Source organism: Glutamicibacter sp. B1 (assembly GCF_039602135.1).
Taxonomy (GTDB): Bacteria; Actinomycetota; Actinomycetes; order Actinomycetales; family Micrococcaceae; genus Glutamicibacter; species Glutamicibacter ectropisis.
The window spans coordinates 3,421,649-3,446,341 of record NZ_CP125942.1 but is presented as its reverse complement, the minus strand read 5'-3'; the positions used below and the strand labels follow the sequence as shown (position 1 = coordinate 3,446,341).

The following is a 24,693-nucleotide window of genomic DNA, read 5'->3' as shown; positions in this document are numbered from 1 at the left end:
AGAAATGGAGAGGTTTATGGGCGCAACGTTGAGCCCCGAGAACCTAGAAACACTCAACCAACTGGCCATCGAAGTCCCTTCCTGGGCCTACGGTAATTCCGGCACCCGGTTTAAGGTGTATTCAACCGCAGGAACACCACGAGACCCCTTCGAAAAGATCGCCGATGCCGCACAAGTACACCGACTCACCGGTCTTGCACCATCGGTGGCCTTGCACATTCCCTGGGACAAAGTTGAGGACTTTAGCGCCCTGCGCAGCCATGCCGAGAACCTCGGTGTGCGTCTAGGAACTATTAACTCGAACACCTTCCAGGATGATGATTATAAGTTCGGCGCGCTAACTCACGAGGATCCAAAGATCCGTCGCAAGGCCATCGATCATCACCTTGAATGCATCGACGTCATGGACGCAACGGGCAGCCAAGATTTGAAGATCTGGCTTGCCGAAGGATCTAACTACCCGGGCCAGGCGGACATGCGTGGTCGCCAAGACCGCTTGGCAGACTCGCTGGCAGAAATCTATGCCCGTCTTTCCGGCGAGCAGCGCCTAGTACTGGAATACAAGTTCTTTGAACCAGCTTTTTACCACACCGATGTTCCAGACTGGGGCACCTCCTACGCTCAAGTAGCAGCCCTAGGGGAGCGGGCAATGGTTTGCCTCGACACCGGGCACCATGCGCCAGGAACCAACATCGAGTTCATCGTGATGCAGCTGCTACGTCTAGGCAAGCTGGGCTCCTTCGACTTCAACTCCCGCTTCTACGCCGATGACGATCTGATTGTTGGATCCGCTGACCCCTATCAGCTCTTCCGTATCATGGCCGAGGTCATTCGCGGTGGCGGGTTAGAAGAACAGAGCACCATTACTTTCATGCTGGACCAGTGCCACAACGTGGAGAACAAGATTCAGGGTCAAATCCGCAGCGTGCTCAACGTCCAAGAGATGACCGCGCGAGCCCTGCTCATTGATCGCGTTGCATTGACGGAGGCACAGATTTCAGGCGACGTGCTAGCTGCCAACGAAATCTTCATGAACGCCTTCTACACCGATGTCCGCTCAGAACTTGAAGCTTGGCGGGCCGAGCGTGGCCTCCCGGCAGATCCGATGCAGGCCTTCCGCACTTCGGACTACCAAAGCCGCATCGAAGCCGAGCGCGTCGGTGGGGTACAAGCAGGATGGGGAGCCTAAATGGGTACCGTAGCAACGAAGCGCGGCATTACCGGCTGGAAAGCAACTATCGCTGTGGCGATGAGCAACTACATTGAGGCCGGCGCCATCATCGCCCTAGCCACCAGCCTGAGTCTGTGGCAATCAGCCTTCGGGTTTGACGATGCGCTGGTCGGTATTATCGCCGCCGTGTCCGCTAACGCCTTCGGCGCTGCACTGGGGGCGATGATCGGCGGTCCGCTGTGCGACCGGTTAGGTCGAAAGTTCATCTACACATATGACCTGATTGTCTTCATGATCGGTGCCTTGCTGATCACCTTCACGGCTAACACCACACTCCTGGTGGTCGGTGTGGTGCTCATGGGTATCGCCGTCGGCGCCGGCGTTCCAGCATCCTGGACCTATATTGCCGAAGAAGCGCCCGAAGAATCACGCGCTGCCCACGTGGGCACCGCTCAGCTGGCATGGTCCTTTGGACCCGCAGTTGGTTTTGCCTTGGCCATTATGGTCGAACCGCTGGGTGTGGCTGGATCCCGACTGATCTTCTTCCACCTCTTCGTAGTGGCCGCGGTGACTTGGTGGGTCCGTCGTGGCCTTCCAGAATCCACCCGGTGGAAGGAACAACGTGCAAACGAGCTGGCCAACGGAACCAAGATTTCCTTCTTCTCCGGTATTCGCTCACTGCTGGCCGAACGCAAAAACTTCTCGGCTCTGCTGTTCCTGATCGGCGTTTACGGCCTGTGGAATACCGTGGCAGGCCAGGCCGGCATCTTCCAGCCGCGAGTGTACGAAGCAGCCGGAGTCGAATCGGCCACCCAGCAGAACCTCTTGCAGGTATTGGTCTGGGTACTGACCGCCGCAGCCACCTACTTCGGCTTCATGAAATACGGTGACCGCGTCTCGCGTCGATGGCTGTACTTCACCGGAGCCCTGCTGGGCATCGTGGCCTGGGCGGTATTGATCTTCGTACCACCAGGAACATTCTCGCTGCTGTTCTACGCGGTAGCTTGGGGTATTTCTGCCGGTATCGGTGCTCAGGCCTTCTACGGACTGTGGACTGCCGAGCTATTCGCCACCAAATACCGTGCCAGCGCGCAGGGAGTGCTGTTCATGCTTGCCCGTGTCATGGTTGGCCTGCTCTCACTGGTCTTCCCGGTGCTGCTGACCAACATGGGGCTAGAAAAGCTGGGCCTGCTAATCCTGGGGCTGCTCGCCGCGGCGCTATTGATCGGAACCATCTGGGCGCCAGAAACACGTGGCAAGTCCCTAGAAGAAATTGAGATTGCGCGTTACGGCAAGCTGGTCGCTGCCGACCGGGTCGACGCGTAAATACCAGCGAAGAACTCCGAGAAGAACAACCGAGAGAATCATGACTCAAAGCATTGCAACATCGAGTACCACTACGGCTGCAGCTCTTATTGAGCGTTCCAACCGACTAGGCCAAGACAAGAAAAACACCAACTATGCCGGGGGCAATACTTCGGCCAAGGGCACCACCATCGACCCGGTCACCGGGGAGAGTATCGAGCTGCTTTGGGTCAAGGGATCCGGTGGCGATCTGGGAACATTGACCGAACAGGGCTTGTCCACCCTGCGCCTGGATAGGATGCGTGCGCTGGTTGACGTTTACCCGGGCGTAGAGCGGGAAGACGAAATGGTGGCCGCCTTCGACTACTGCCTGCACGGCAAGGGTGGCGCGGCCCCCTCGATTGATACCGCCATGCTTGGACTGGTCAACGCCAACCACGTGGACCATCTGCATCCCGACTCCGGCATCGCCATCGCCACCGCCAAGGATGGGAAAGAGCTCACCGCCAAGATTTTTGGTGGCAAGGTGGCGTGGGTTGATTGGCGCCGTCCGGGCTTCCAGCTCGGCCTGGATATTGCCCGAATCAAGGACGAGAACCCGCAAGCGGTGGGCTGTATCCTCGGTGGCCATGGGATCACGGCCTGGGGAGATACCAGCGAAGAGTCGGAAACAAATGCGTTGTGGATCATTGACACCGCGGCCGCTTATATCCAAGAACATGGGGAGCCCCAGCCCTTTGGCGAGGTAGTCTCTGGCTTTGAACCGCTGCCTGAATCGGAGCGTCGTACCCGTGCCGCCGCCCTGGCGCCAACTATTCGTTCACTGGCCAGCAAAGACAAGCCCATGGTCGGCCACTTCAGCGATGATGAGCGGGTCCTGGACTTCCTTGCACGCGAAAAATTGGCCTCACTGGCCGCACTTGGGACCAGCTGCCCCGACCACTTCTTGCGCACCAAGGTCAAACCAATGGTGCTGGATTTACCGGCCACGGCGAGCGTTGAAGAACAACTGGTCCGGTTGCAGGAGCTTCATCTCGAGTACCGCGCCGACTACCAGCGCTACTACGAGAGTCACAGGCAGGAGAACTCCCCGGCCATGCGCGGGGCGGACCCGTTGATCGTCTTGGTTCCCGGGGTGGGCATGTTTTCCTACGGGGCGAATAAGCAAACCGCGCGGGTGGCCGGTGAATTCTATCTGAACGCCATTAACGTGATGCGCGGGGCCGAAGCGCTCTCCAGCTACACACCGATTTCTGATGCAGAGAAATTCCGGATCGAATATTGGGCCTTGGAAGAGGCGAAGCTGCAACGTATGCCTCAGCCCAAATCGCATGCGGGACGCATTGCTTTGGTGACCGGGGCTGCTTCGGGCATCGGCAAGGCGGTGGCCAAGCGACTGGCTGCAGAAGGTGCCTGTGTGGTGATTGCCGATCTGGACTTAGCCAAGGCGCAAGAAACCGCTGCTGAATTGGGTGACACCGATGTTGCTGTAGGGATAGCTGCCAACGTGGCCGACGCAAAGGCAGTACAGGCAGCTATTGATGATGCGGTGCTGGCTTTTGGTGGTCTGGATCTTGTGGTCAACAACGCTGGTCTGTCCCTGTCGAAGTCCTTGCTGGAAACCACCGAAGCCGACTGGGATCTGCAGCACGACGTGATGGCCAAGGGCTCATTCCTTGTCTCGAAGGCGGCCGCCAAGGTGCTGATCGAGCAGAAGCTTGGCGGGGACATCATCTACATCTCCTCTAAGAATTCCGTTTTTGCTGGCCCGAATAACATCGCGTATTCGGCGACGAAGGCAGATCAAGCCCACCAGGTACGGTTGCTGGCTGTTGAACTGGGAGAGCACGGTGTTCGTGTGAACGGCATCAACCCCGATGGTGTGGTGCGTGGATCGGGTATCTTCGCTTCGGGCTGGGGTGCCAACCGTGCCGCTACCTACGGTGTCGCCGAGGAAGACCTGGGACAGTTCTACGCGAACCGGACTATTCTCAAGCGAGAAGTCATCCCGGAAAATATTGCCGATGCGGTATATGTGCTGACCGGACCAGAATTAACTCGCACCACAGGGCTGCACATTCCAGTGGATTCTGGTGTTGCTGCAGCGTTCTTGCGATGAGCCAGAAGCAAACACAACGCCCGGTGGCCGCCATTGATTTGGGGGCCACCAGTGGTCGGGTCATGATTGGTGAGCTGGTGGACGGGCAAATTCAGTTGACCCTTGTTCACCGCTTCGCCAATGGGCCGGTTGCGCTGACCGAGTTTGAGACTGACGCTTCGAGTCAGTCCTTGGCCTGGGATATTGATGGATTGTGGTCGCAGATCAAACTGGGCTTGAAGAAGGCCTTTGAGCTGCGTGCTGACATCGCCAGCATTGGGGTTGATTCCTGGGCCGTGGACTACGCCTTGCTTAAGGACGGGCGACGACTGGGGCAGGTGCGACACTACCGCGATCCGCGCAATGAGTTGGCTGTGCCGGAACTAGAGAAGAAGTTCAGCCGTGCCGAACTTTTTGAGCTCAATGGACTGCAGTTCCTACCGTTTAACACCGTCTATCAGCTCGAAGCTGAGCAGCAAGCGCAACGGTTGGCATCGGCTGATCAATTGCTGTTGGTTCCTGACTACATCAACTGGTTGCTTACCGGGCAGGCACGCTGCGAATGGACCAACGCTTCCACCACTGGACTACTGAACCAGCGCTCGGGAACCTGGGACCAGGAGTTGGTACGAGTGCTCGGGGTTGCGGATAAGCTTGCGCAAATCGTGCATCCCGGTGAAACCGTCGGATCCCTGGTGCCGGAACTAGCACAAGAATTTGGCGCTACAAATGCAGTGCAAGTCGTGGCGGTAGCTTCGCACGACACCGCCAGCGCCGTGGCGGCGACACCGTTGACCAGCAAAAAATCTGCCTACATCTCTTGTGGCACCTGGGGCCTGGTTGGTGTCGAACTCACCGAACCCGTGCTGACTTCCCAAGCCCAACGAGCAGGGTTCACCAATGAGCTGGGACTAGATGGAACGGTACGGGTCCTCAAGAACGTCACCGGAACCTTCTTGCTTAGCGAATCGCTAAGCTACTGGAACCAGGAGGCGAAGCAGGCCGGGGACGCTGAAGTTCAATTGAATGACCTACTGGCAGAAGCCCAGAAGTTACCGGTTCCTCAGGTCTTGATCGATCCACAAGCAGAACAGTTTCTTGCGCCGGGGAGGATGCCTGTTCGGATCAGTGAGGCAATCATTGATGCCGGTGGAATTGCTCCAGAATCGAAGGCGGAACTCATCCGCATCATTATCGAGTCGTTGGCCAGCAGCTTTGCCTCCCAGGCTCATGAAGCGGCGAGGCTCGGTGGGTTCGACCTAGAGGACATTCACATTGTCGGTGGTGGGTCTCAAGGTGAACTGTTATGCCAACGCATAGCTGATCTTGCGCGGGTGCACGTCACTGCGGGGCCAGTTGAATGCACCGCACTGGGCAATGTGCTGGTGCAATTGCGGGCCTTGCCCGAAGGCACTCATCGGGTCGATGACTTGCGGGTGGTGGTTCGCCGGTCAACAGGTTTGCGCCACTACCAACCAGTTGGTGCGCTCAAGCTGGCATAGCTTCGTGTGGGAAGCGATGCCATTAGTGATCCTCCAGCTGTGCAGGCTGGAGGATCACTTGCAGTCATATCTTCATCCTTCTCGTTGGCTGGAATTCCAATCGAACAAGAGAATAATGGTGAATGCCACTTTGGGAGTCCGGTTTTGAGCAAGGCATCAGTGAGCGGCTAGCTCTCGTTCTTTGCCCCCACAGTTGATTCACGGATGACAGGTTTCGGCGTGAAAACGAACTGTTCTCTCACTTCTGCGCTGATGAATTTTTCTTCTTCTTGTTATCGCGCCAGTTTTCGACAAGCAGTTCGACCACGAGAAATAGCACGCCAGCGCCAACCATGATGAAGAATACGCGGATTCCCTCACTGGGACTTTCGAATACTCCGCTGAACAGTCCGGACATCAATGCCGTTGGTACTGCGATCAGCACAAGGATAGTAACCGCTAGCAGAATCGTTAGAGCCTTTTTTGATAATGATCGGAAAAAATCCTTCAATCAGCTACCTCTTTAGAAGTTAGAAAAGATCTTTGTCGCACCTTAGCCAACCGGTGTTGCTATAAGGCTAAAGATCCGGCCGGGCAGAACTTAATTTGCCACTTTCTAGATGATAATAAGTTTGGCAACCTTCGGGTAATTTTCTTCAGTCTTGTGTATGCAGTGGATGAAGCTTTCCACTATTGCTTGCTCTTGGGCGCCTTGCGTACGTGCAGTTCTGCATTACTCTGGCGAACTTAACACGTGGTTTGATGCGCAACCCCCGTGCAACACATTTGCTAAAGAGATTCCAATCCCAAGACAGGGTCGCCACGCCAACTTGAACATCGTCAACCAAAGAGAACTTCAGAGCGAGGCGTTCAACGTCCATCTTGTAGAATAAATCATCAGGAGCGTAACCCCATCTTTAGCGTCCAACTCCGTAATCCCTATCGCAGACCGTTAGATGGGGGCCTATTCCTCTTCGACTGCGACTTTGATGCTTCGAGAGTTCCAAGGGATCGGTCGCAAGGGGCTCTCGTACCGGAGAGCGTGCCGGTAGCGTCTGTATTGATCACCACTGTGCCGGGGACGTTGGCTAAAACGCGCAAAGAGCCCTGAGCTAAGGATCGGAATGGACGGCCGGGCCCTCTAGAGGGTGTCAGGCTGTGCGCTGAACAAACACCACTGAATCTTTCATGACCGCCGGTTCCCCGGTCGGAGCAGTGATGTTTCGTTCTAGCACCTCGGCCTGCAAGATAGTCCAATCTTCTAAGTCCAAGGCCAACGCTTCGAGATCTTGCTCTGGCGATGGGAACGCAGGCATTGCGTGATCTACCGGCGGAGCCCATGACGGGCGCGCAGCGTGGGAGAGAATCAACAGATGTCCGTCTGGCGCGACGAAGCTGGCCGCTTTGCGTAGAAAATCAGCACGCGGGAACTCGAAGGGTGCCTGGAAGAAACTCAGGGTGACCAGATCAAAGGTTTTATCCGTGTCCCACTGCCCAAGGTCCGAAGCAACAAATTGGGCCAGATCTGCGGGGATCTCATGTCGTTTGGCTTCGTCGCGGGCTCGGCTGATGGCAGTTGGAGAGATATCCAGACCGGTGGCTTGCCAGCCATGTGAAGCGAGCCAAAGAACGTCTCCGCCTTCCCCGCAGCCGGTGTCCAATGAGGTTCCCGGGGTCAGTGGTTTCACCAAGTTTTCTATGACCTGGTTGACCTTGCCTGACCACACACGTTCGGACTGTCCGTAGTGGCTTTCCCAGAAAGCTACGCCTTCTAGTTCTTCGGTGTGGTGGTGGTGGCTCATGACGTTTTGTCCTTCAGTTTCTTGGTAGATGCGTTGAAATCACCATAACTACTTACTAGCTTCTCGCGCGAGGGGATTTGCGTTAGAGGCAAGATTTGATTCTCTACCGCGAACTAACCTTTCCGAAGAATCCTGCGATAGATGAGAGAACAATAGGCCTGCAAGCAAACCATGCGGCGGTGATGACCAGCAGCGAAAGAGCAAAGTAGAGCAACCCTGCCCAATTCTCGGCGTACTGCGTCGGATCGGTTGACCCTTGAGCGGCATACATATGGTTTAGATTGCGCAACGCTCCGGTGGAAAATACCAGGATGACGTGAACAAGAATGAAAACGGCAAAGTAGAGCATCGTGGGGAAGTGCAGGGCCCGGGCCACCTCGATGGGGTATTTCTTGGACAGCGATGGTGCCTTGGGCCAGAACGCGCTTAACCGGAATCCGGTGATCGCTGCTAATGGTGCGGCAACAAAAACGGTGATGAAATACGCCAGCTGCTGTAGCGAGTTGTAGTTCACCCAACCGTTTTCCGTGGGCCAATCCAAAGTGAGGTATTGAAGGGCCGCTGAAAGCGCATTCGGGACAACCTCCCAAGACGTTGGGACAATCCTCATCCAATGTCCCGAAGCAAAGAGCAAGACGACGAACACTAGACCATTGATAATCCAGAGCACATCTAAGCTCTGGTGCAACCAGAGGTTAATGCTCACCTTGGGGCTTCGTTTGGAAGACCAGTAGGCTGGAGGCTTTTTCTGATGTCGCACCTGCAATCCTGAACGGATGATGAGCACCATCAGGAAGAAGTTAAAGAAGTGGTTCCACGCTAACCAAGCAGGAACGCCCACAGGAGCCGACTCGGGGAGATGATATTCACCGGGATAACGCTGAATGAACGCCGCAACGGCATCGATACCGGCGATTCCACGAGCAACAAGAACCACTGCCGTTGCCATGCCCAAGGCGCAAAATGCACCGAGCACGACGGCGAGAATCCACTGTTTAGTGGTCAGCGGCCCATGGCGTTTCGGCTCTGCAGCAGCTGGCTTCGAACTGGTCGTAGCCAACGGGGTATTCGGCGCTGGAGCTGAAGCCGGTGCAGGAGCGGCAACAGGTGTAGCCACTGGCTCTGCGACCTGTTGTTTCTTGACTTCGGGTTCCGCGAGAACAGGTGTCGCGATAACTGGCGCTGCGACAACAGGTTCTTGAGCCTCTGCTGATGGGCGCTGTTCTGCCTTTTCGGCTGGCACAGGCGCAGCCGTGAAAGGGGCGGCGACAAAGCTAGCTGGTGGCCACGGCTGCCCGTCCGCCACCCGAGGTAAGCCTCGCCGAATCGCCGGCGCATCACCGTTGATTTCCACGGGACGCTCCTCTTGGGCTGGCTCAGTTTCTCCAGCCGATTCAGGGGCAACCAGGGAGGCCGGTTCTTGAACCGGCGCTGACTGCGCGGGTGATTCCGGTGCCACCGCGGGCTCAGCGGCAGCCAGGGGAACCGTGGCACTGCCCGGCGTCTCGCCAGGAGGCCAAGGATCTCCGCCAACAACTCTCGGCAGACCTTGGCGAAGCTTCGCTACAGGAGCCGTCGAAACTATAGCTGGCTGTACTGAACTTGTCTCAGGCTCCGGGGTTGGGACAACCTGGGTCGTTTCCTTGGCAACGGGGATTTCAGTTTCCACCGGTAAAACGGTGGGCTCCGTTGCTGTTTTTTGGACACTGGCCGGCGGCCATGGGTCGCCCCCGGGAATCCGAGGTAGGCCCTGCCGCAGGCTCTTAGACAATGGGCTCGTCATTACTGCGCCTTGCGTGCTTCCAAAGCAGAAATTACTTGCGGGACAATCTTGAAGACATCGCCGACAATGCCAAAGTCGGCAATCTCGAAGATCGGAGCATCACTGTCTTTGTTGATGGCCACGATGGTCTTGGCCGTTTGCATACCGGCCTTATGTTGGATGGCGCCAGAGATACCCAGCGCTACATATAACTGAGGGGAGACCGCAACGCCGGTCTGGCCTACCTGAGCAGCATGTTCAATAAAGCCGGCATCCACCGCGGCACGTGAAGCACCCACCCCAGCCTCTAGGGCATCGGCCAACTGATACACCAGCTCAAACTGTTCCGCGCTACCCAGCCCACGTCCACCGGAGACCACCTTGGTGGCCGTGCGCAATTCGGGACGCGCTGAATCGGCCTGAACCGAGGACACGTCCTGCACTGTGATTTCGGCGGAATCGCCCGCAGCAACGTCTAATGCCGTCAATGCTAGTTCCTGTGCTTGGGCACGCTCTTCAATACTGCCTACCCGCACGGTGATGACTGGAGCACCAAAGGTCGGGGCGCTAGTGGTCGCAAAGGCTCCGCCATAAATCGAATGGCTGGCAATCACCCCCTGCTCATCACGCTGTACCCCGAGCGCGTCCACACTCAGGGCCAATTTGTGGCGTACCGCGAAGCGTGCGGCTACCTCGCGGGAGGTCAGGCTATGGGCTAAGAGCACTGCTTGCGGTTGCACCAGTTCATAAGCTTGCTGCAGGACATCGGCCAATGGCGCGGTGAGCACCACGGAATCAACCTGTGCGCTCAGTACCGAATGAGCCCCGGCCTTCGCGGCATGGGCGGCCAAGGCTTCAAGGTGCTCTGCCTCCGCGGCAATGACCGCAACCGGGGTGCCGATACCGGCGGCGGCGCCAAGTAATTCGGCGGTGCTTTTCGCCGGTTCACCGCCAAGTGTGGTCTCAAGAAATACCAGGATGGAATCCGGGGCAAATGTAGTCATGATAATTTTCCGTTCACACCAGGTTGTTCTTCGCCAAAAATTCAACCAGCGCTGTGGCGGCCTGGCCGTCATCAGTCATGATGGTGCCCGCTTCACGGGCAGGGCGCTGATTCACGGAGAGCATGATCGACCGGGCGGTATCGGCAGGCAGTGCCTCCACGTCCAGATCTGCTAGAGAAAGTACCTCGATGGGTTTCTTCTTGGCGGCCATGATGCCTTTAAAGTTCGGGAAACGCGCATCGGGCAACGCCTCGGTGATCGAAGCGATGGCCGGAAGCGGGGTGCTCACCTGCGCGGTGGCGCCCTCCAGTTCGCGGGTGCCTTGCAGTACGCCATCGGTGATGGTGATTTCAGACAGCGAGGTAGCAGCCGGCAGGGACAGTAGCTCGGCCAGCATCACCGGCAACATGCCTGCCGACCCGTCGGTGGACATGTTCCCGGTGAGAATCAGATCGTACTGATCACGGCGCAGTGCCGCGGCCAAGACCTGCGCGGTGAGCATGAGATCGGCTCCGAGTAGCTGCTCATCACTTACGTGTATGGCTCCGGCGGCCCCCATGGCAAGGGCCTTGCGCAGGGTTGCTTGGATGGTCTGCGGCCCCATGCTCAACACCGTAATGTGGGTTTCTGGCTGGGAATCTAAGATCTTGAGAGCGACTTCCAGTGTGCGCTCGCCGATTTCATCAAGTACCGCTTCGGAAGCAGCCCGATCAGCTAGACCCGTGTGTTGATTCAGCGTACGGTCCGCCCCGGTATCCGGGACCTCCTTGATTAAAACGGCGATCTTCATTCGGTTCTCCCTCGTACCGCAGGTGCTAGGACTTCCAAGTTCCTCTGTTGCTCATCTTGTCCGATTCCCACCGATAGGTCAATGGATTTTCGCCGGACACCGTAGGCTTGAAGAAGAGAGACTGTCGATTACTCAAAGGATCGCTCATGGCCAGCAAAAAGCGTCACAGTAAAAAGAACTCCGGCGCAGGAAATCCTGCCAAAGCCGCACAGCGCGGACGCAGCGTTTACCGTATCCAGGTGGAACAATATATCGACGCGCTGCGTGAAGATTATGCGGCGTGGGTAGCAAGTACCGTTCCGGCTTTCTCCCCTGAAGATGCCACCGCAGCTGCAGATATTCAGCTGTATGTTATCGGCGCAGTAGGTGCAGAATATGCACAAAAGGCCAATAGCTCTAACCTGCACGATATCGATATTGACCTCTTCGGCGAGTCCTTGGCCGAGCACCTGATGGGGCTTCCCGAGACTCTCGCCCCGGAACCAATCTTCAGCTCCTGGCTGGACTACCTCAGCTACCTCGAGGAGAAAAACCTCTGGGAAGGTGAAGCAGAAAACTTCGAAGCGCTGCGTGAGATGCTTGAAGACACCTTGGAAGGCTTTGCCGAAGGCGATGCAGAAATCTGCGAGCTGCTGCGTGAGACCAAATTGTTCAATCAGGTCAAGGCCTTCGCTTTAGCCATCGGAGACGGCGTTGATATGTCCGATGAGAGCGAGGCCAACAAGGAAGCGCGCGTTCGGGTACTGAATTCCTTGGGCTTGGACGCAGAAACTTTCGACACTGATGGTCCGGCACCACTTGTCTTCACCTACATCTGGGGTGCAGCTCGACTGTCCGTGGTGGACTTTGACGGACCAACGATGCGTCTGGACGAAGAATCCTATGATCTGCTGGTTGACGGAGATCAAGCGGCCAGCGCGCAGATCCTCTTCGAGATGGCAGTGGGCTGCGTACAGGCCCACTTGAACCCGACCTTTGATGTCGCGCTGCGCGATGAGGCCCACTATCTGGTGTTGCGTAACCTCTTGGTCACCGCTTCCACCGGACGCGAGGGGGACCTTGAGGGCTTGCGCCGCAATGTTGGACCGAAGATCTACGACTCGGTGTTGCCTGAAGCGCAGGCCGCTATGGATTCCTTAGTTGGCTATGGGCTGCTCTCCAAGGATGGCGAAACTTACAGCATTGATGAGCGTCTGGTCCCTGTCATTTCCGCAGGTATTACCGAGGTGGAGACCTTCTTCGAAGAAGCTGAATAGGGCATGCTCCGAGGGCTTTAGGGTGCCAGTCGGTTAGCGCACTACCGCTGCTATTCGGTGCGCAGGTGCTCAAAATTCTTTCTGCCAAACAATCCTGCACCACGCTCAAATCTTAGGAACAGCTTAAATCATTACTGATGAAGTGGCATATAAGATGAACGCATGACTGGATGGAAATTGCGGCAGGTGCCCCACACCAAGAAAGGCCAGAGCTGGCTAGCCGGCGCCTGTTCAATCCTCTTTGCTGTACTACTGCTCGTCGTTGATCCAGTCATATCGGGCGCTTCGTGGTGGGCCGTGCCCGATCTCTGGTTGCCCTTGGCTTTCCCGTTGCTTCCATGGTTGGGCATTGCAGGCTTGATGACGTGGCTGGGAAGCGCCACGGATCGTTGGCGGCATGCCCTAATCGTCAGTCTCATCTCGCTCGCGACCGGAGTGATTCCGAGCTTTATTTGGGGCCTTTTGCTTTTTGACGCCTTCCCAGATTATTCCAGTGCGCAATTGCCCTTGACCGTCTCACTGTGGGCCGGTGTCGCCGCGGTTCTCCTTGGAGTGGCATTTGCGGTCAGCGCTATGATCCGTCGCTGGCGCACAATCAGTGGCGCCACAACAGTTAATTAGTGGCGCGAATTGCCGATTCTGATCAGTTCCTTCAAAACTTCCAGATCAATATCTTCTAGTTTCTTCACGTAGACGCAGCCAGCACCCTCGGTATATTTGCCCAATTGGGGCAGTAGGGCAGCCCCTTCGGGAAGATCTTTAAGCCCGTAGATCGATAGTTGCGCTTTACGCGGTGAGAAGCCGGTCTTTGGCCAGATCCCAGTATTTTTTGGGTTAGACGGTGAGACGTAGGTGTAGGTTCCGTAACCAACAATGCTCGGCCCCCACATCACCGGCGTTTCCCCGGTGACCTCGCTAAAAATCCGCTCGAGAACCTCGCCATCTTCACGACGTTTTGCCGGTGTCGCTGCGGCAATAAACTCGTGAACATCAGCATCGGTCGGCAAAGTCTTCTGGGTAGTTGCCAAGTTAGTGCTCCTGAACTGTTGATGGCCCGTCGGCTTGGAAAATTGTGGAGAGCTTGCGGTACTGCTTGGTGCTCATCGCCAGCAGTGCCACCAGTATCATAATCAGCCCGCCCACCAGGAATATCAATGCGATACCGCGCGCTTGGCCACCACCGAGCAACCAGCCGAATTGCTCGGCGCCTGACTCGCTTCGCATATACGGGATGATCCAGTATTGGGCGATGGGTGCAATCAAGAAGGCGGTTACCGGTGCTGCGGCAGCTTCCATCATTTGAGCGAAGCCAAAGACTCGGCCCTGACGGCGGAAGGGCACGACCTTTTGAATGACCGTCTGTTCCGAGGCTTCAACTGCCGGAATGAGCGTCATGTACAACCAAATCCCCGCGATATAGAGCCACGACCATTCGCGGATGGTGAAGATGGCACCGAGTAACCCCATGGCCGCGACCAGCCAGAGCATGGTGCGAATCGGATTTTTCCCCAGCCCAAATTTTGCGATTAATAATCCACCGACGATAAACCCTGTAGAGGCCAACCCGAAGGTCAGACCCCACGCCTGCACGGACATAATCGTCAGTCCATATGGGTCCATCAGTGCCATATAGGTGCCACCGATGAAGTTGTTAAACATTGAGAAGACGATCAGTGCGAATAGCCCGGGTATGGCCATGACCGTGCTGAATCCTAGGCGTAGGTCACTGGTTTTGGTGCGTCCTTCTTCCCTGACCGGTTCTTCCTCGGGGATCTTGATCTGCAATAGATGCAGCATGGTTAGCACGACCATGACGATCGAAATTGTCAGCGTCCATCCCATGCCCAACCAGCCGATGGCCAAGCCACTGAAAACACTGGTGATGATGAAGGCGATACCCTGGACGGTTCCCACCAAGCCGTTGGCATTGGCATGGCGATCAACGGGGATCAGTAGGGTAACCGTGGTGGACAGCGCGATGCCACGCATCTGTTCGACGATGGCGCCAAAGAGGATCACCAGACAGAAGAGCCAAAATTGCCAGCCTCCGACATTCAAGATGTCCTCGGTTGGCAACCACAAATAGATCAGACCTGCCAGGCTGAAGGCTATAGCGGTGATGAACGCAGAAAACAAAAATACCGATTTCTTGCGATGGTTATCCACGATAGTTCCGAAAATCATGGAGAACACCGCAATGAGCAGCATGAACGCACCACCGATGATGCCGGTGGCCATGACATTTTCGGTTTCAAGATACACCCAGAAGGTCAGTGCGAACCATAGGAAACTCGTGGTGAAGTTTGCTACCGCGGTGTTAATGAGAATGTGCAGAAAACTACGTTGTCCGCCAGCAGGTGCCACGCCGTCCGGTGATGAGGACGGCGCGGTATTTTTGGCAGTTTCTTCTACGTACTCGTCACTCATGAGGCGGCCTGCTCTTTGTGGTGCCGGTGCTTGTAGGAACAGAATACTCTGAGCGGTCTGAGCAAAATAGACGCACCGGGTCGTTCCCAAGGTTAGGGAGTCAGATCGTCGTGACGGAATTTTTCCGTCATTCTTCGAGTGCTGTGACCAGCTAGTAGTTCGGGGTCGGCATTGACCATGCGCACAAGGGTATGGCAACGATCGTCAGGTTGGCTGACGGATTTTATCCTTCAGACAGAGCAGGGCATGAAGCAGCACCTAGTGCCCGTCGTGATTCACTGATGGCCACGGATAGTGAAGTGGAAGTATTGGTGGTGTGATTCGTTCGTAGTGACGGAAAATTTCCGTCACTCAACATCCTGGGTATGGGAAGGCCCTCAGGCGGCAGCAGAGCCTGACCCTGGCGGATCCGGCTCCTGCGGATCGAGCTCTGTGTTCCCGTCAATGATGCGGGGGTTCTCAACCCGGATATGCAGTTCCTCATCGCGCAGCGATAGGTTTCCCAGTAATCGTCGAAGGTCCGCGGGAGAAGCGACTTTTCGTTCCGGGCAATGGTTGTGCACGTGGTCTAAGCGCTCTACATTCTCAACGCTTCCTGGAACAACGAGTGCATTGAGCCCATGTGGGGTGCGCCAACACTTGGTGCCATCCGGGCGGTTAATCACCTTCCAGCCAAGGGCATGCTTGAACATCTGGTGCTGCTTGCACAATAGCTCGGTGTTTTCGCGGTTGGTATGGCCGCCGGTTTCCCAGGCCTCAACGTGGTCCACTTCGGACTTATCGGCGGTACGCCGGCATCCGGGGTAGCAACAGTGCTGATCCCGGGCCCTCAAAAACTCTTTGAGCACCCGGGTCGGCTTATAGCGCTTGCGACCTACATCCATCACGGCCCCACTGAAAGGATCGGTGAGCACCGGGATGATGGATGGGGCGTCTTTGGCCAACTGCAGGGCCAGTGCCATGGGAATTGGTCCGTGACCTTCGAGATCTGCCAGCGCATATTTTGGATTCGCCAGCATCTGGAGTGCCGGGATGGTCACCACAACACGTGGCCTTAACGGTGTGCCGTTGGTCGTTGGCCATCCGCTAATCAACGCGTCGCAGAAAATGTCCGCCATCAACTGGGCCTTGGTGCGGGTGTCTTTGGGGTCGGTGTGCTGGGTGGTCTCGTAGTCCAGGGTGTTCATGATGGACCGCACGTTGGTGATGGGGCCAACAAGTTTGATGACTCCGGTCCCGTCCTTCAAATCCCAGCTGGTGACCTTCCTACCGTCAGCAGCTTCTTCATGGCGCGCGGTCGCCTGCTCGGGGTTAGACCGATCGTGAAACCGGCGGGCTCGTTGGCTTACCGTGTCATCGCTGGCGGTAGCAGCAACCGGTAAGAGCTGCTCCTCCATCAGGTTGATCTGCTCCTCAGAAAGATCTTGCGCGTTTTTCACGATGGCGCGTGCTGCCGACGGGGTAATCTGCCCGGCGGCGAGGGCTAGGAGGGTCTGCGGGCAAGCGTGCCGCAATCCCTTGGCGAAGAACATGTGTGCACTGGCTTTCTTTGTCGTTTCGCGCAGCGCGATGGCCGATTCGGCAACAAAATTTGAGGTGATGATTTGGTCGCTAGCGCGATCTACGGCGTAGTAGTTAGCACTGAGCCGTTCGCGTCGTTCTTGCTCCGATTCAAGATAGGGTTTGGCGATGGGTTCCTCCGCATAGATTTGAGCGACCAGCTCAACACTGTCGGCCATGACGACCGCGCGAGCAGCATCTAACATGCTGAGGAGTTTCTGGATTTTCTGCAGTCGTACTAGGCCTTCGCCGGGGTCCTTGAGCGGACCGGCTTCGAAGAGCTCATCAACGAGCTTCTTCATCGGGCCGAAGAACATCTGGTGAATGAGGTGGTCGGCGAAGAAGGAGCTGGATTGGGATTCGCCGCGGGTGCCCGGCGGATCTAAAGGCAGACGATTCTCATTGTCGTCATCGGAAGCGAAATACTGATTTGTCATGCTTAATTTTCCCGCGGAACTAGGACAGTTTGGCCTGTTATCCACAGGTCTTGTGGCCTGTATCGGGTAGGTTATTGAATTGTTAGCTCAACGCTTACCGGTCACAATTTGGCCAGTAGGAAGTCAGCGAAGATCCGCTATCAACGGCGGGTAATCCGAAGGGGAGAAGACCATGATTTTTGCCAAGAAGGGCGAGGAAGCAGTCCGCAATAAGTTAGCGGGAGCACCGGCCCCCTACCAGGAGATTGCCCTGCGACTGCACACGATTATTACCGAAAGCGCGCCGTCGCTGGAGCCAGTGGTGCGCTGGGGTCTCGCGTTCTACGTCAAAGATGGCAAAGATATCTGCTACATCAAACCGGACAAGGACTACCTTGCCTTCGGATTTGGTGAAGTGGTCAACCCGGCCTTTGAAGAAGGTTCGCTGATGCACCCGGTGGCGTGGACGATCACCGCACTGGATGAAGCTACCGAACAGAAAATTCGCGCCCTGGTTCAGAAGGCAGCTGGTTGATCTTTTAGCTTGACGCGGGGTGGGATCGGAGGAGGGCAAAACCACAGATCACGATCAACCCCACGGTGACAGGTGCAGCACCTAGGACTAGTCTTTGAATGTGACGCAGGACACTATTCAAATTCGGTCGAAGGGCTTGTTGATGAAGGCGTATGCCAAGGGTGAGAGTGAACCACAGCTTCTGGAAGAAACGATCGGGGCGAACTTCGAAAGAACCGTGGCTCGTTTCTCCACGGCCGAGGCCCTGGTGGAAGTGCGCAGTGGGCGACGCTGGAACTGGAATGAGCTGAACGCCGAAATTGATGCCTTGGCCAAGGGGTTGATCGCCGCCGGATTGCAGGCCGGGGACCGGGTGGGGATCTGGGCACCGAACTGTGCCGAATGGGTATTCACCCAGTACGCAACAGCAAAGATCGGCGTCATCCTGGTCAACGTCAACCCGGCCTATCGCACCCATGAATACGCTTATGCGGCCAACCATTCCGGGCTCCGCCTGTTGGTGGCCGCCAGCGAGTTTAAGACCAGCAACTACAAGGCGATGGTGGAACAAACCCGCGAAGATACCCCGCAACTAGAACGCGTGGTGTATCTGGATACCGGGGATTGGCAACAATTGCTCGATGAGGGCACAAGCATCGACGATGCCGTGGTGTCGCAACGGTTGGCAGCCACCAGTGCGCACGATCCGATCAACATTCAGTACACCTCGGGCACCACCGGGTACCCCAAGGGTGCGATGCTCAGCCACCACAATATCTTGAACAATGGCCACCAGGTCACTGGCATGATCGACCTCGATGAGCGCGACCGGCTGTGCATCCCGGTGCCGTTTTATCATTGCTTCGGCATGGTTATGGGCAATCTTGGGTGCACCTCGCGCGGGGTCACCATGGTCATTCCGGCCCCGGGTTTTGACGCCGAGACCACCTTGCGGGTGGTGGCCGAAGAGCAATGCACGGGCCTGTATGGGGTGCCCACCATGTTTATCGCCATGCAGAACCACCCGGACTTTGCCAACTACGATCTATCAACTCTGCGCACTGGCATTATGGCCGGGTCCATCTGCCCGGTACAGGTGATGCAACGCTGCGTTGAAGAGATGGGAATGAGCGCGGTCTCCATCGCCTACGGCATGACCGAAACTTCCCCGGTCTCCTGCCAGACCCGCAGTGATGACGACTTCGAGCGTCGCACCGCCACCATCGGCCGGGTGCATCCGCACGTGGAAATTAAAGTGGTGGATCCAGTTTCGGGTGAAACCTTGGAACGTGGGGATACCGGGGAGTATTGCACCAGGGGGTATTCGGTGATGCTCGGCTACTGGAACGACGAAGAGAAAACCCGGGCCACCATCGATGAGGATGGGTGGATGCACACCGGCGATTTGGCGGTGATGCGTGAAGATGGATATTGCACGATCGTGGGACGCATCAAGGACATGATCATTCGTGGCGGCGAAAATATTTACCCGGCCGAGATCGAGGAATTCCTCTACCGACACCCGGATATTGAAGACGTTCAGGTGGTGGGAGTGCCCGATGAGAAGTACGGGGAGGCGGTGTGCGCGTGCCTGCGAATGAAGGCCGACCGTGCTCCGCTCAGTGCCGAAGAGGTGCGCGAATACTGTTCGGGAAAGCTCGCCCACTATAAGATTCCGGCCTATGTGCAGATCCTTGAGGATTTTCCGACCACGGTCACCGGGAAGATTCGCAAAAACCAGCTGCGTGAGGATGCGGCGAGGCAGTTCGGGTAGCAGCATCCGGGCCGTCGGCCGCAGCCGGCGTGTACTGGCTACTCCTGGAGCGTGCAACCCAGGGCGAGCTCGGCGTAGGATCGGACGTTCGCGCGCTTTTCGGCACCGCTCAACGGCACTCCGATCACCGGGTACAGGTCGTAGGCGTCTTCCAGCGCGATCAGATTCTGCGCGATCCGCAGGGCCGGTGCCTCTGGGGTGAATTCGCCGTTCTCCTGGCCGGTTTCAATTATGCTCAGGTACAGGCTCACCTGGCGCTTGTACAGGCCCTCATAGAGCGCGAGGTCTTCCGAGTTGGTGGGTTTGAGCGCGATGCTCTTGTACAACCGCGAGAGATCCTCGCCGATGTCATCGGGCACCCCGAGATCGATGAGCTGCGAGAGCCGCTGCGCGGCGGTGCCGAAGGAGGCCAGCACGTGCAGCTGCTGGGCGAAATACCGGTCCATGACGCTTTCCACGGTGCGGCGCAAGAGCTCGTCGATCCCCGAGAAGTAGTAGAGCACCGAGCCCACGCTGATCTGCGCTTCCTGCGCCACCGCGCGGACGCTGGCCGCGCCGATGCCTTCGCGCATCACCACGCGCACCGCCGCGGCCACGAGTTCGGCTCGCTTGGCCTCAGCCTTCTTGCCGTTCGATGAAGTGCTCATGGGCAGCCTGCTGCGTGCCGAGATCCGCATACACGGCCGGGGAGCGCCGCTTGAGCCACGCCGCGTAGAGCAGCCCGCCGCCGAAGAGCAACGGTGTGGGTGCCAGCAGAATCCAATTGACCGCTCCGTCCATGCCGGTAGTGATTTCGAAGTTCCCTACGATCATAATCAATCCGACCACTAGGCCCAACGCGCCGAGCACCGTGGCGAACACGACACGCCACGGGCAGTGCCCCCTGCGGTCCCTGAGGAAATAGGCGACCACGGAGATCGAGGCGATGGTCTGCCCGAAGACCAGCCCCTGCACGCCGGTGGCGTAGGTCCAGGTGGCCAACCCGAGGTAGGCGTCGGTGACCAGGTAGCCGGCGATGGCGATGGCCGCGGCACAGAAGGCGCTCAACACGATGGAGGCGGTCGCCGGGGAGTTGTGGCGTCGGCTGATGCGCCCCAGGGCCGCAGGCAGGATCCGTTCGCGGCCCGCGAATACATGTAGCGCGCCGCGGCATTGTGGAATGCGAGGATGCAGGCGAAGAAGCTGGTGACGATCAGCACCTGGATGCAGATCGCGGCCCAGCTGCCCAGGTAGCTGCCGGAGGCCTCGAAGATCATTGATTCGAAGTTCTCCCCGGTGGCGAAGGCGATGCTCCCGTCGACGCCGAACGCCACCGTGAGCACCCAGAAGGTGAAGGCATAGAAGCAGGCGAGCAAGGTTACTGCCAGATAGGTGGCAATGGGGATGGTGCGTTGCGGACTGCGGGCCTCTTCGGCGTATTCACTGAATGGGAATGGCGAAATGACTGGCCGCGCCTGGATCGAGGAGTCCGGGCAATTTTCCACCCCGATCCTCATCAGCAATTCGCATGCGGTCGGAGCATGCCACACCGGGGTCGACCAGTGGATGCACAAGAATCATCCGCAGGTTTCCGCGCAATGGATGCTGCCGGTGGTTGCAGAAACCTGGGACGGGTACCTGAACCGCATCAATGACAATCTCATTACCCCGGAGCATGCGGTCCAGGCCCTGGACAATGCGGCCACCGGCCCGGTTCCAGAAGGGTCGGTCGGCGGTGGCACCGGGATGGACTGCTATGGCTTCAAAGGCGGCTCGGGGACCTCATCGCGGCTGGTGACGGCCAGCGGGCAGCAGTACACCGTGGGGGTCTTCACCCAGGCGAATTTTGGAAGCCGCAAGGAGCTGCAGATCAACGGAACGCCGATCGGGCGCAGCTCCCAGGCGCCCTGCCCGATCGAGGACACCAGCTGGTTCGAGAACGACCAGGAAGCCGCGGCGATTCCTGGCGGATCCGGCTCGGTCATTGTCGTGGTCGGCACCGATGCGCCGCTGCTTCCGGGGCAGGCCAAGACCCTGGCCCGGCGGGTCCCGCTGGGGCTGGCCCGCACAGGCACCACCGGCGGGCACTTCTCGGGGACATTTTCCTCGCGTTCTCTACGGGCAACCCCGGGGCATTGCGCTCGGTGCTGGAAAAGAAACCCGATCCGGTGCCGCTGGACGAGATCAAGTTCCTGCCGTGGAGCCAAATGGACGCGCTCTATGAGGCCACGGTCGAAGCGGTGGAGGAAGCCGTCCTGAACGCGCTGGTCAATAATCGCGATGCGATCGGCCGCGAGGGCACTTTTCGCCGGCTCTGCCGCATGCTGAAGTGAAGGCCGCGCTGGCGCAGCGTCAGGCCGTCTAGCCGGGGCGGAACCCCGGGTCCAGGATAGCGCAAAGCCAGGAAACGAGCCGATCAAGAAGACCGGTTCATTTCCTGGCTGCGTGCGGTGATGCGGCAGTGCTATTTCTTTGCCGGTGGCATCAGAACCGAATCAACGAGGTAGACGGTGGCATTGGCAGTCTGCACGCCACCGCAAATGACCTTGGCATCGTTGACCATTAGGTCATCACCGCTGCCGCTGATCTTGACCTTGTCGCCTTCAACAGTTTTCAGATCACCCTTCAAATCATCGGGAGTTATCTGGCCGGGGACCACATGGTAGGTCAGCACCTTGGTCAGCATGTCGGCATCCGACACGACAGCGTTCAGGTCTTTTTCTGGAATGGCCTTGAATGCGTCATCCACCGGTGCGAAGACGGTGAACTCATCGCCGTTGAGCGTGTCCACCAGGTCCACGTCCTTGTTCAGCTTTCCCGAGACGGCCTTGGTGAGGGTGGTCAGCAACGGGTTGTTGGATGCTGCCACGGCAACCGGATCCTTGGCCATGCCGGCCACCGAGCCATCGCCTTCAGGCACTGCCTCCGCGTAGGCCGCGCAGCCCGGGCCCACAAGATTGGAAGCAGGGTCCATGGCCGATTCGCTGGCCATGCCCGAATCCTCGGATGCGCTCGGGCTGCTCTCGCTCATGCTGGAGGCCGAGCTTTCGCTGCTGGGGGCGGTCTCGCTGCTGTTGTCCATCGAGCAGGCGCTCAATCCGAACGCGGCGACCGCGGCGATCGAGAGCAGTCCTGCCGTCTTGCGCTGCATGGTTTTCATGTCGAACTCCTTACCTGGCGACCCCGTTGGGCCAGTCGTTGATCCAAACCCCTTGGCTTGGGCTGTCATAGGGCATTCGGGGCCAGGGATGTTCCGGATTGGATTATTTAAAAGTTTTTTGCCCTTCCATCCGAACGTAAAGGGCTCATATCATGACTGATAGTTAGCGCTTAGTTGAGTCATAGATCTCGTTGACGAAGCTGTTTGTTCTCTCAAGAAACTTGCTTCGCTTGAGTTTCAAGGTCGGCGTCAGCAGCTCACTGTTTTCCCCTAAATAGGTGGAAAGCATAATAATCTCTTTGACTTGTTCACTTCTTGCTACCCGGTTATTGGCTGAGCTGACGGAGTCGGAGATGACTTGAAACAGGCGCTGGTTTCTAATCCTGTCAATTGATCCTTCTGTGCGATGCTGAAAGAGGGATGCGTCTGTAATCCCTTGGCTTGAAGCCCACTGTTGAACTGCTTCCGAGTCAATGAGCACGAGGCATCCCAGGAACGGCTTACCTTCCCCGACCATTACCGCGTGGGCAATTAGTGGATCAGTTTCGACATATCCTTCCCATATGCTGGGAGATATTGTTTTTCCTCCCGCAGTTACTATGACGTCTTTGATTCTTCCCCTCAGCGTGATGCGTCCACGCTCGTCAATTGATCCCAAGTCTCCTGTGCGAAAGAACCCATCGGTGAAAGCGTCGGCGTTATCGTCGGGATTGGTATATCCAGCAAATACGCCGACTCCTTGCGCGAGCACCTCACCGTCGTCCGATATTCGTACAGTGGTCCCAGGCATCGGAACTCCCACGGTTCCCGACATGATCGACCCGGGCATATTCCCCGTTAGCGGCGCTGTAGTTTCTGTCAGCCCATACCCCTCAATTACTGGTAAGCCGATCCCCCTGAAAAAGAGGGAAACTTCTCTATCTAGGGTTGCAGCTCCTGATAGCAGGTACTCTAGACGACCGCCGACTACTTTTCGTAGACGCGAGTAGAAAATCCGGTCAAAAATGAAATGTCTCATCCAAAGGCTAGGAGAAGCTTGCTTCGACGAACCGGCATCGTTTACCTCAGCCATCTCGCCCCACTGCGTTGCCGTGTCGCTGGCCCACTTCCAAATAAGATTAAGGCGTTTCTGATTAGCGGCCTGTGCTGCGGAGTCTTGGATCTTTTGTAACACCCGTGGCACCACTACGAGAAATGTGGGTTTGAGGATTTCCAAAGACGGTATTACTTCTTTGGGTTCTGAGAGATGCGCGATGCGCATCCCGTTGGCCAAACAGATCAGCTGCAGACCACGAGCCAGAACGTGGGCCATGGGAAGGAAAATAATCGTATTTCCTGTCTCCTTGACCACCTCAGTGTAAGCGGCAGCGACATTGAGTACTAAGCCAACGAGGTTACCATGCGTAATTAAAGCGCCCTTGGGTACTGCCGTCGTTCCCGAAGTGTAGACGATGGTCGCTATCGTCTCTGATGTTGCTATCACTCGTCGTTCTTCAACCGCATGATCGGTGATAGATTTCCCTACTTCAAGAAGATCTTCAAGATCGAGATCATTCCGGGTGTCCATTGTCCAGATTCTCGACCCGCCTATTCCCGCTTCAGTTAGTCCGCGCTCGAGAATCGAGGCCTGGTCGGTGCTTCCAGCAACTATAAATTTTGGGGAGCAATCGGCAAGTATGGCTGTGACCTGATCAAGTGACGAAGTTTCATAAATCGGGACCACGACCGCACCTGCAAACCATGCAGCCATATCCACCTGAGCCCATTCGTAGCGTGTAGGTGACATAATCACTAGCTTGTTTCCAGGTTGCAGCCCACTAGCGATGAGCCCCTTGGCCAATGCCTGCACTTCGAGAAAATATTCTCGAGTAGTTATTTGCTTCCATGGGGCAGCGACGGCGCCATCAGCAGATCGAACTTCGAATGCTATATGCTCAGGCGAATTCTTCAGGCGCTCCATCAAGAGATCGGTGGCATTCCTGTGCATGTGCAAAGTGGCCAATAGTGGCGTCGAAAATTCCCTCATAGCTTTTCCTTCTGGTCAGGGGTATCGATGGATATCAAATACGGACAGGACTAACCTGTTGTGGGCTACTTCTCGGCCAGGCGTCATTCAAGGTAGGTATTGTTGGGCGCTATCATCTCAGATAGGCAGCATAAGCAGGGACGAGGCGATGTTCGCATAGCTTGGTTT

Annotated in this window: 21 protein-coding genes and 1 pseudogene; 9 read left to right on the top strand and 13 right to left on the bottom strand. The window is 57.1% G+C overall.

The features are described 5' to 3' along the window. Positions 1 to 16: 16 nt before the first annotated feature. The 4 genes from rhaI to QMQ05_RS16185 are packed head-to-tail and all read left to right on the top strand — an operon-like array spanning position 17 to position 6,076. Complete coding sequence (rhaI, locus tag QMQ05_RS16200; RefSeq protein ID WP_345471728.1) at positions 17 to 1,189, top strand: L-rhamnose isomerase; 1,173 nt, start codon at positions 17 to 19, stop codon at positions 1,187 to 1,189. Then, on the top strand, positions 1,190 to 2,497 hold the full coding sequence (locus QMQ05_RS16195) for an MFS transporter (protein ID WP_345471726.1): 1,308 nt from the start codon (positions 1,190 to 1,192) through the stop codon (positions 2,495 to 2,497). Between the two features lie 40 nt (positions 2,498 to 2,537). After that, positions 2,538 to 4,595: a bifunctional aldolase/short-chain dehydrogenase gene (locus tag QMQ05_RS16190; protein ID WP_345471724.1), complete on the top strand. Its 2,058-nt coding sequence runs from the start codon at positions 2,538 to 2,540 to the stop codon at positions 4,593 to 4,595. After that, complete coding sequence (locus tag QMQ05_RS16185) at positions 4,592 to 6,076, top strand: rhamnulokinase (RefSeq protein ID WP_345471722.1); 1,485 nt, start codon at positions 4,592 to 4,594, stop codon at positions 6,074 to 6,076. Before QMQ05_RS16190 ends, QMQ05_RS16185 begins: the two co-directional genes overlap by 4 nt. Before the next feature lie 238 nt (positions 6,077 to 6,314). Here the strand turns inward: QMQ05_RS16185 and QMQ05_RS16180 are convergent, their stop codons facing one another. The 5 genes from QMQ05_RS16180 to QMQ05_RS16160 all read right to left on the bottom strand — a co-directional run bounded on the left by QMQ05_RS16180 (position 6,315) and on the right by QMQ05_RS16160 (position 11,413). After that, positions 6,315 to 6,566: a hypothetical protein gene (locus QMQ05_RS16180; protein WP_345471720.1), complete on the bottom strand. Its 252-nt coding sequence runs from the start codon at positions 6,564 to 6,566 to the stop codon at positions 6,315 to 6,317. Positions 6,567 to 7,206: 640 nt separating this feature from the next. Continuing rightward, positions 7,207 to 7,857 carry a class I SAM-dependent methyltransferase gene (locus QMQ05_RS16175; protein WP_345471718.1) on the bottom strand — a complete coding sequence of 217 codons (651 nt, stop codon included), beginning with the start codon at positions 7,855 to 7,857 and terminating at the stop codon, positions 7,207 to 7,209. Positions 7,858 to 7,960: 103 nt separating this feature from the next. Then, on the bottom strand, positions 7,961 to 9,640 hold the full coding sequence (locus QMQ05_RS16170) for a cytochrome b/b6 domain-containing protein (RefSeq protein ID WP_345471716.1): 1,680 nt from the start codon (positions 9,638 to 9,640) through the stop codon (positions 7,961 to 7,963). Next, entirely contained in the window at positions 9,640 to 10,623 is a 984-nt protein-coding gene (locus QMQ05_RS16165; protein WP_345471714.1) for an electron transfer flavoprotein subunit alpha/FixB family protein, read from the bottom strand. The genes QMQ05_RS16170 and QMQ05_RS16165 overlap by 1 nt, the downstream gene beginning before the upstream one ends. A gap of 13 nt (positions 10,624 to 10,636) precedes the next feature. Continuing rightward, entirely contained in the window at positions 10,637 to 11,413 is a 777-nt protein-coding gene (locus QMQ05_RS16160) for an electron transfer flavoprotein subunit beta/FixA family protein (protein ID WP_345471712.1), read from the bottom strand. 146 nt (positions 11,414 to 11,559) lie between these two features. On the opposite strand from QMQ05_RS16160, the gene QMQ05_RS16155 reads away from it, so the two are divergent. Beyond that, positions 11,560 to 12,669, top strand: coding sequence for a hypothetical protein (locus QMQ05_RS16155; RefSeq protein ID WP_334122752.1), 1,110 nt, complete (start codon positions 11,560 to 11,562; stop codon positions 12,667 to 12,669). Between the two features lie 162 nt (positions 12,670 to 12,831). Next, entirely contained in the window at positions 12,832 to 13,290 is a 459-nt protein-coding gene (locus QMQ05_RS16150) for a hypothetical protein (RefSeq protein WP_345471709.1), read from the top strand. Here QMQ05_RS16150 and QMQ05_RS16145 read toward each other — a convergent pair. From QMQ05_RS16145 to QMQ05_RS16135, 3 genes are all read right to left on the bottom strand, one after another. Beyond that, the gene (locus QMQ05_RS16145; RefSeq protein ID WP_345471707.1) at positions 13,287 to 13,697 is read right to left on the bottom strand and encodes a DUF1801 domain-containing protein; all 411 of its coding nucleotides are present in this window, start codon (positions 13,695 to 13,697) and stop codon (positions 13,287 to 13,289) included. The genes QMQ05_RS16150 and QMQ05_RS16145 overlap by 4 nt on opposite strands. 1 nt (position 13,698) lies before the next feature. Beyond that, positions 13,699 to 15,096, bottom strand: coding sequence for an MFS transporter (locus tag QMQ05_RS16140; protein ID WP_345471705.1), 1,398 nt, complete (start codon positions 15,094 to 15,096; stop codon positions 13,699 to 13,701). A 377-nt stretch (positions 15,097 to 15,473) separates the two neighbouring features. Further along, positions 15,474 to 17,093 (bottom strand): HNH endonuclease, encoded by a 1,620-nt coding sequence (locus QMQ05_RS16135; RefSeq protein ID WP_345471702.1) that lies wholly within the window; start codon positions 17,091 to 17,093, stop codon positions 15,474 to 15,476. A 172-nt stretch (positions 17,094 to 17,265) separates the two neighbouring features. Between QMQ05_RS16135 and QMQ05_RS16130 the strand changes: the two genes are divergently transcribed. Both QMQ05_RS16130 and QMQ05_RS16125 read left to right on the top strand, forming a co-directional pair. Beyond that, positions 17,266 to 17,607 (top strand): DUF1801 domain-containing protein, encoded by a 342-nt coding sequence (locus tag QMQ05_RS16130; RefSeq protein ID WP_345471700.1) that lies wholly within the window; start codon positions 17,266 to 17,268, stop codon positions 17,605 to 17,607. Between the two features lie 142 nt (positions 17,608 to 17,749). After that, entirely contained in the window at positions 17,750 to 19,360 is a 1,611-nt protein-coding gene (locus tag QMQ05_RS16125) for an AMP-binding protein (RefSeq protein ID WP_345471698.1), read from the top strand. A gap of 38 nt (positions 19,361 to 19,398) precedes the next feature. Here the strand turns inward: QMQ05_RS16125 and QMQ05_RS16120 are convergent, their stop codons facing one another. The 3 genes from QMQ05_RS16120 to QMQ05_RS16110 are packed head-to-tail and all read right to left on the bottom strand — an operon-like array spanning position 19,399 to position 20,844. After that, positions 19,399 to 20,007, bottom strand: a complete 609-nt coding sequence (locus QMQ05_RS16120) for a TetR/AcrR family transcriptional regulator (protein WP_345471696.1) — start codon at positions 20,005 to 20,007, stop codon at positions 19,399 to 19,401. Continuing rightward, complete coding sequence (locus tag QMQ05_RS16115; protein ID WP_345471694.1) at positions 19,976 to 20,410, bottom strand: hypothetical protein; 435 nt, start codon at positions 20,408 to 20,410, stop codon at positions 19,976 to 19,978. Before QMQ05_RS16115 ends, QMQ05_RS16120 begins: the two co-directional genes overlap by 32 nt. Continuing rightward, entirely contained in the window at positions 20,404 to 20,844 is a 441-nt protein-coding gene (locus tag QMQ05_RS16110; RefSeq protein WP_345471692.1) for a hypothetical protein, read from the bottom strand. Before QMQ05_RS16110 ends, QMQ05_RS16115 begins: the two co-directional genes overlap by 7 nt. Between QMQ05_RS16110 and QMQ05_RS16105 the strand changes: the two are divergent. Beyond that, positions 20,738 to 21,672: pseudogene (locus QMQ05_RS16105) on the top strand (P1 family peptidase). The gene QMQ05_RS16110 and the pseudogene QMQ05_RS16105 sit on opposite strands and share 107 nt — an antisense overlap. Before the next feature lie 131 nt (positions 21,673 to 21,803). Here QMQ05_RS16105 and QMQ05_RS16095 read toward each other — a convergent pair. Then, positions 21,804 to 22,499 carry a fasciclin domain-containing protein gene (locus QMQ05_RS16095; RefSeq protein WP_345471641.1) on the bottom strand — a complete coding sequence of 232 codons (696 nt, stop codon included), beginning with the start codon at positions 22,497 to 22,499 and terminating at the stop codon, positions 21,804 to 21,806. A 163-nt stretch (positions 22,500 to 22,662) separates the two neighbouring features. Beyond that, a complete protein-coding gene (locus tag QMQ05_RS16090; RefSeq protein ID WP_345471688.1) occupies positions 22,663 to 24,525 on the bottom strand; it encodes an AMP-dependent synthetase/ligase in 1,863 nt (620 codons plus the stop codon). Positions 24,526 to 24,693 lie beyond the last annotated feature (168 nt).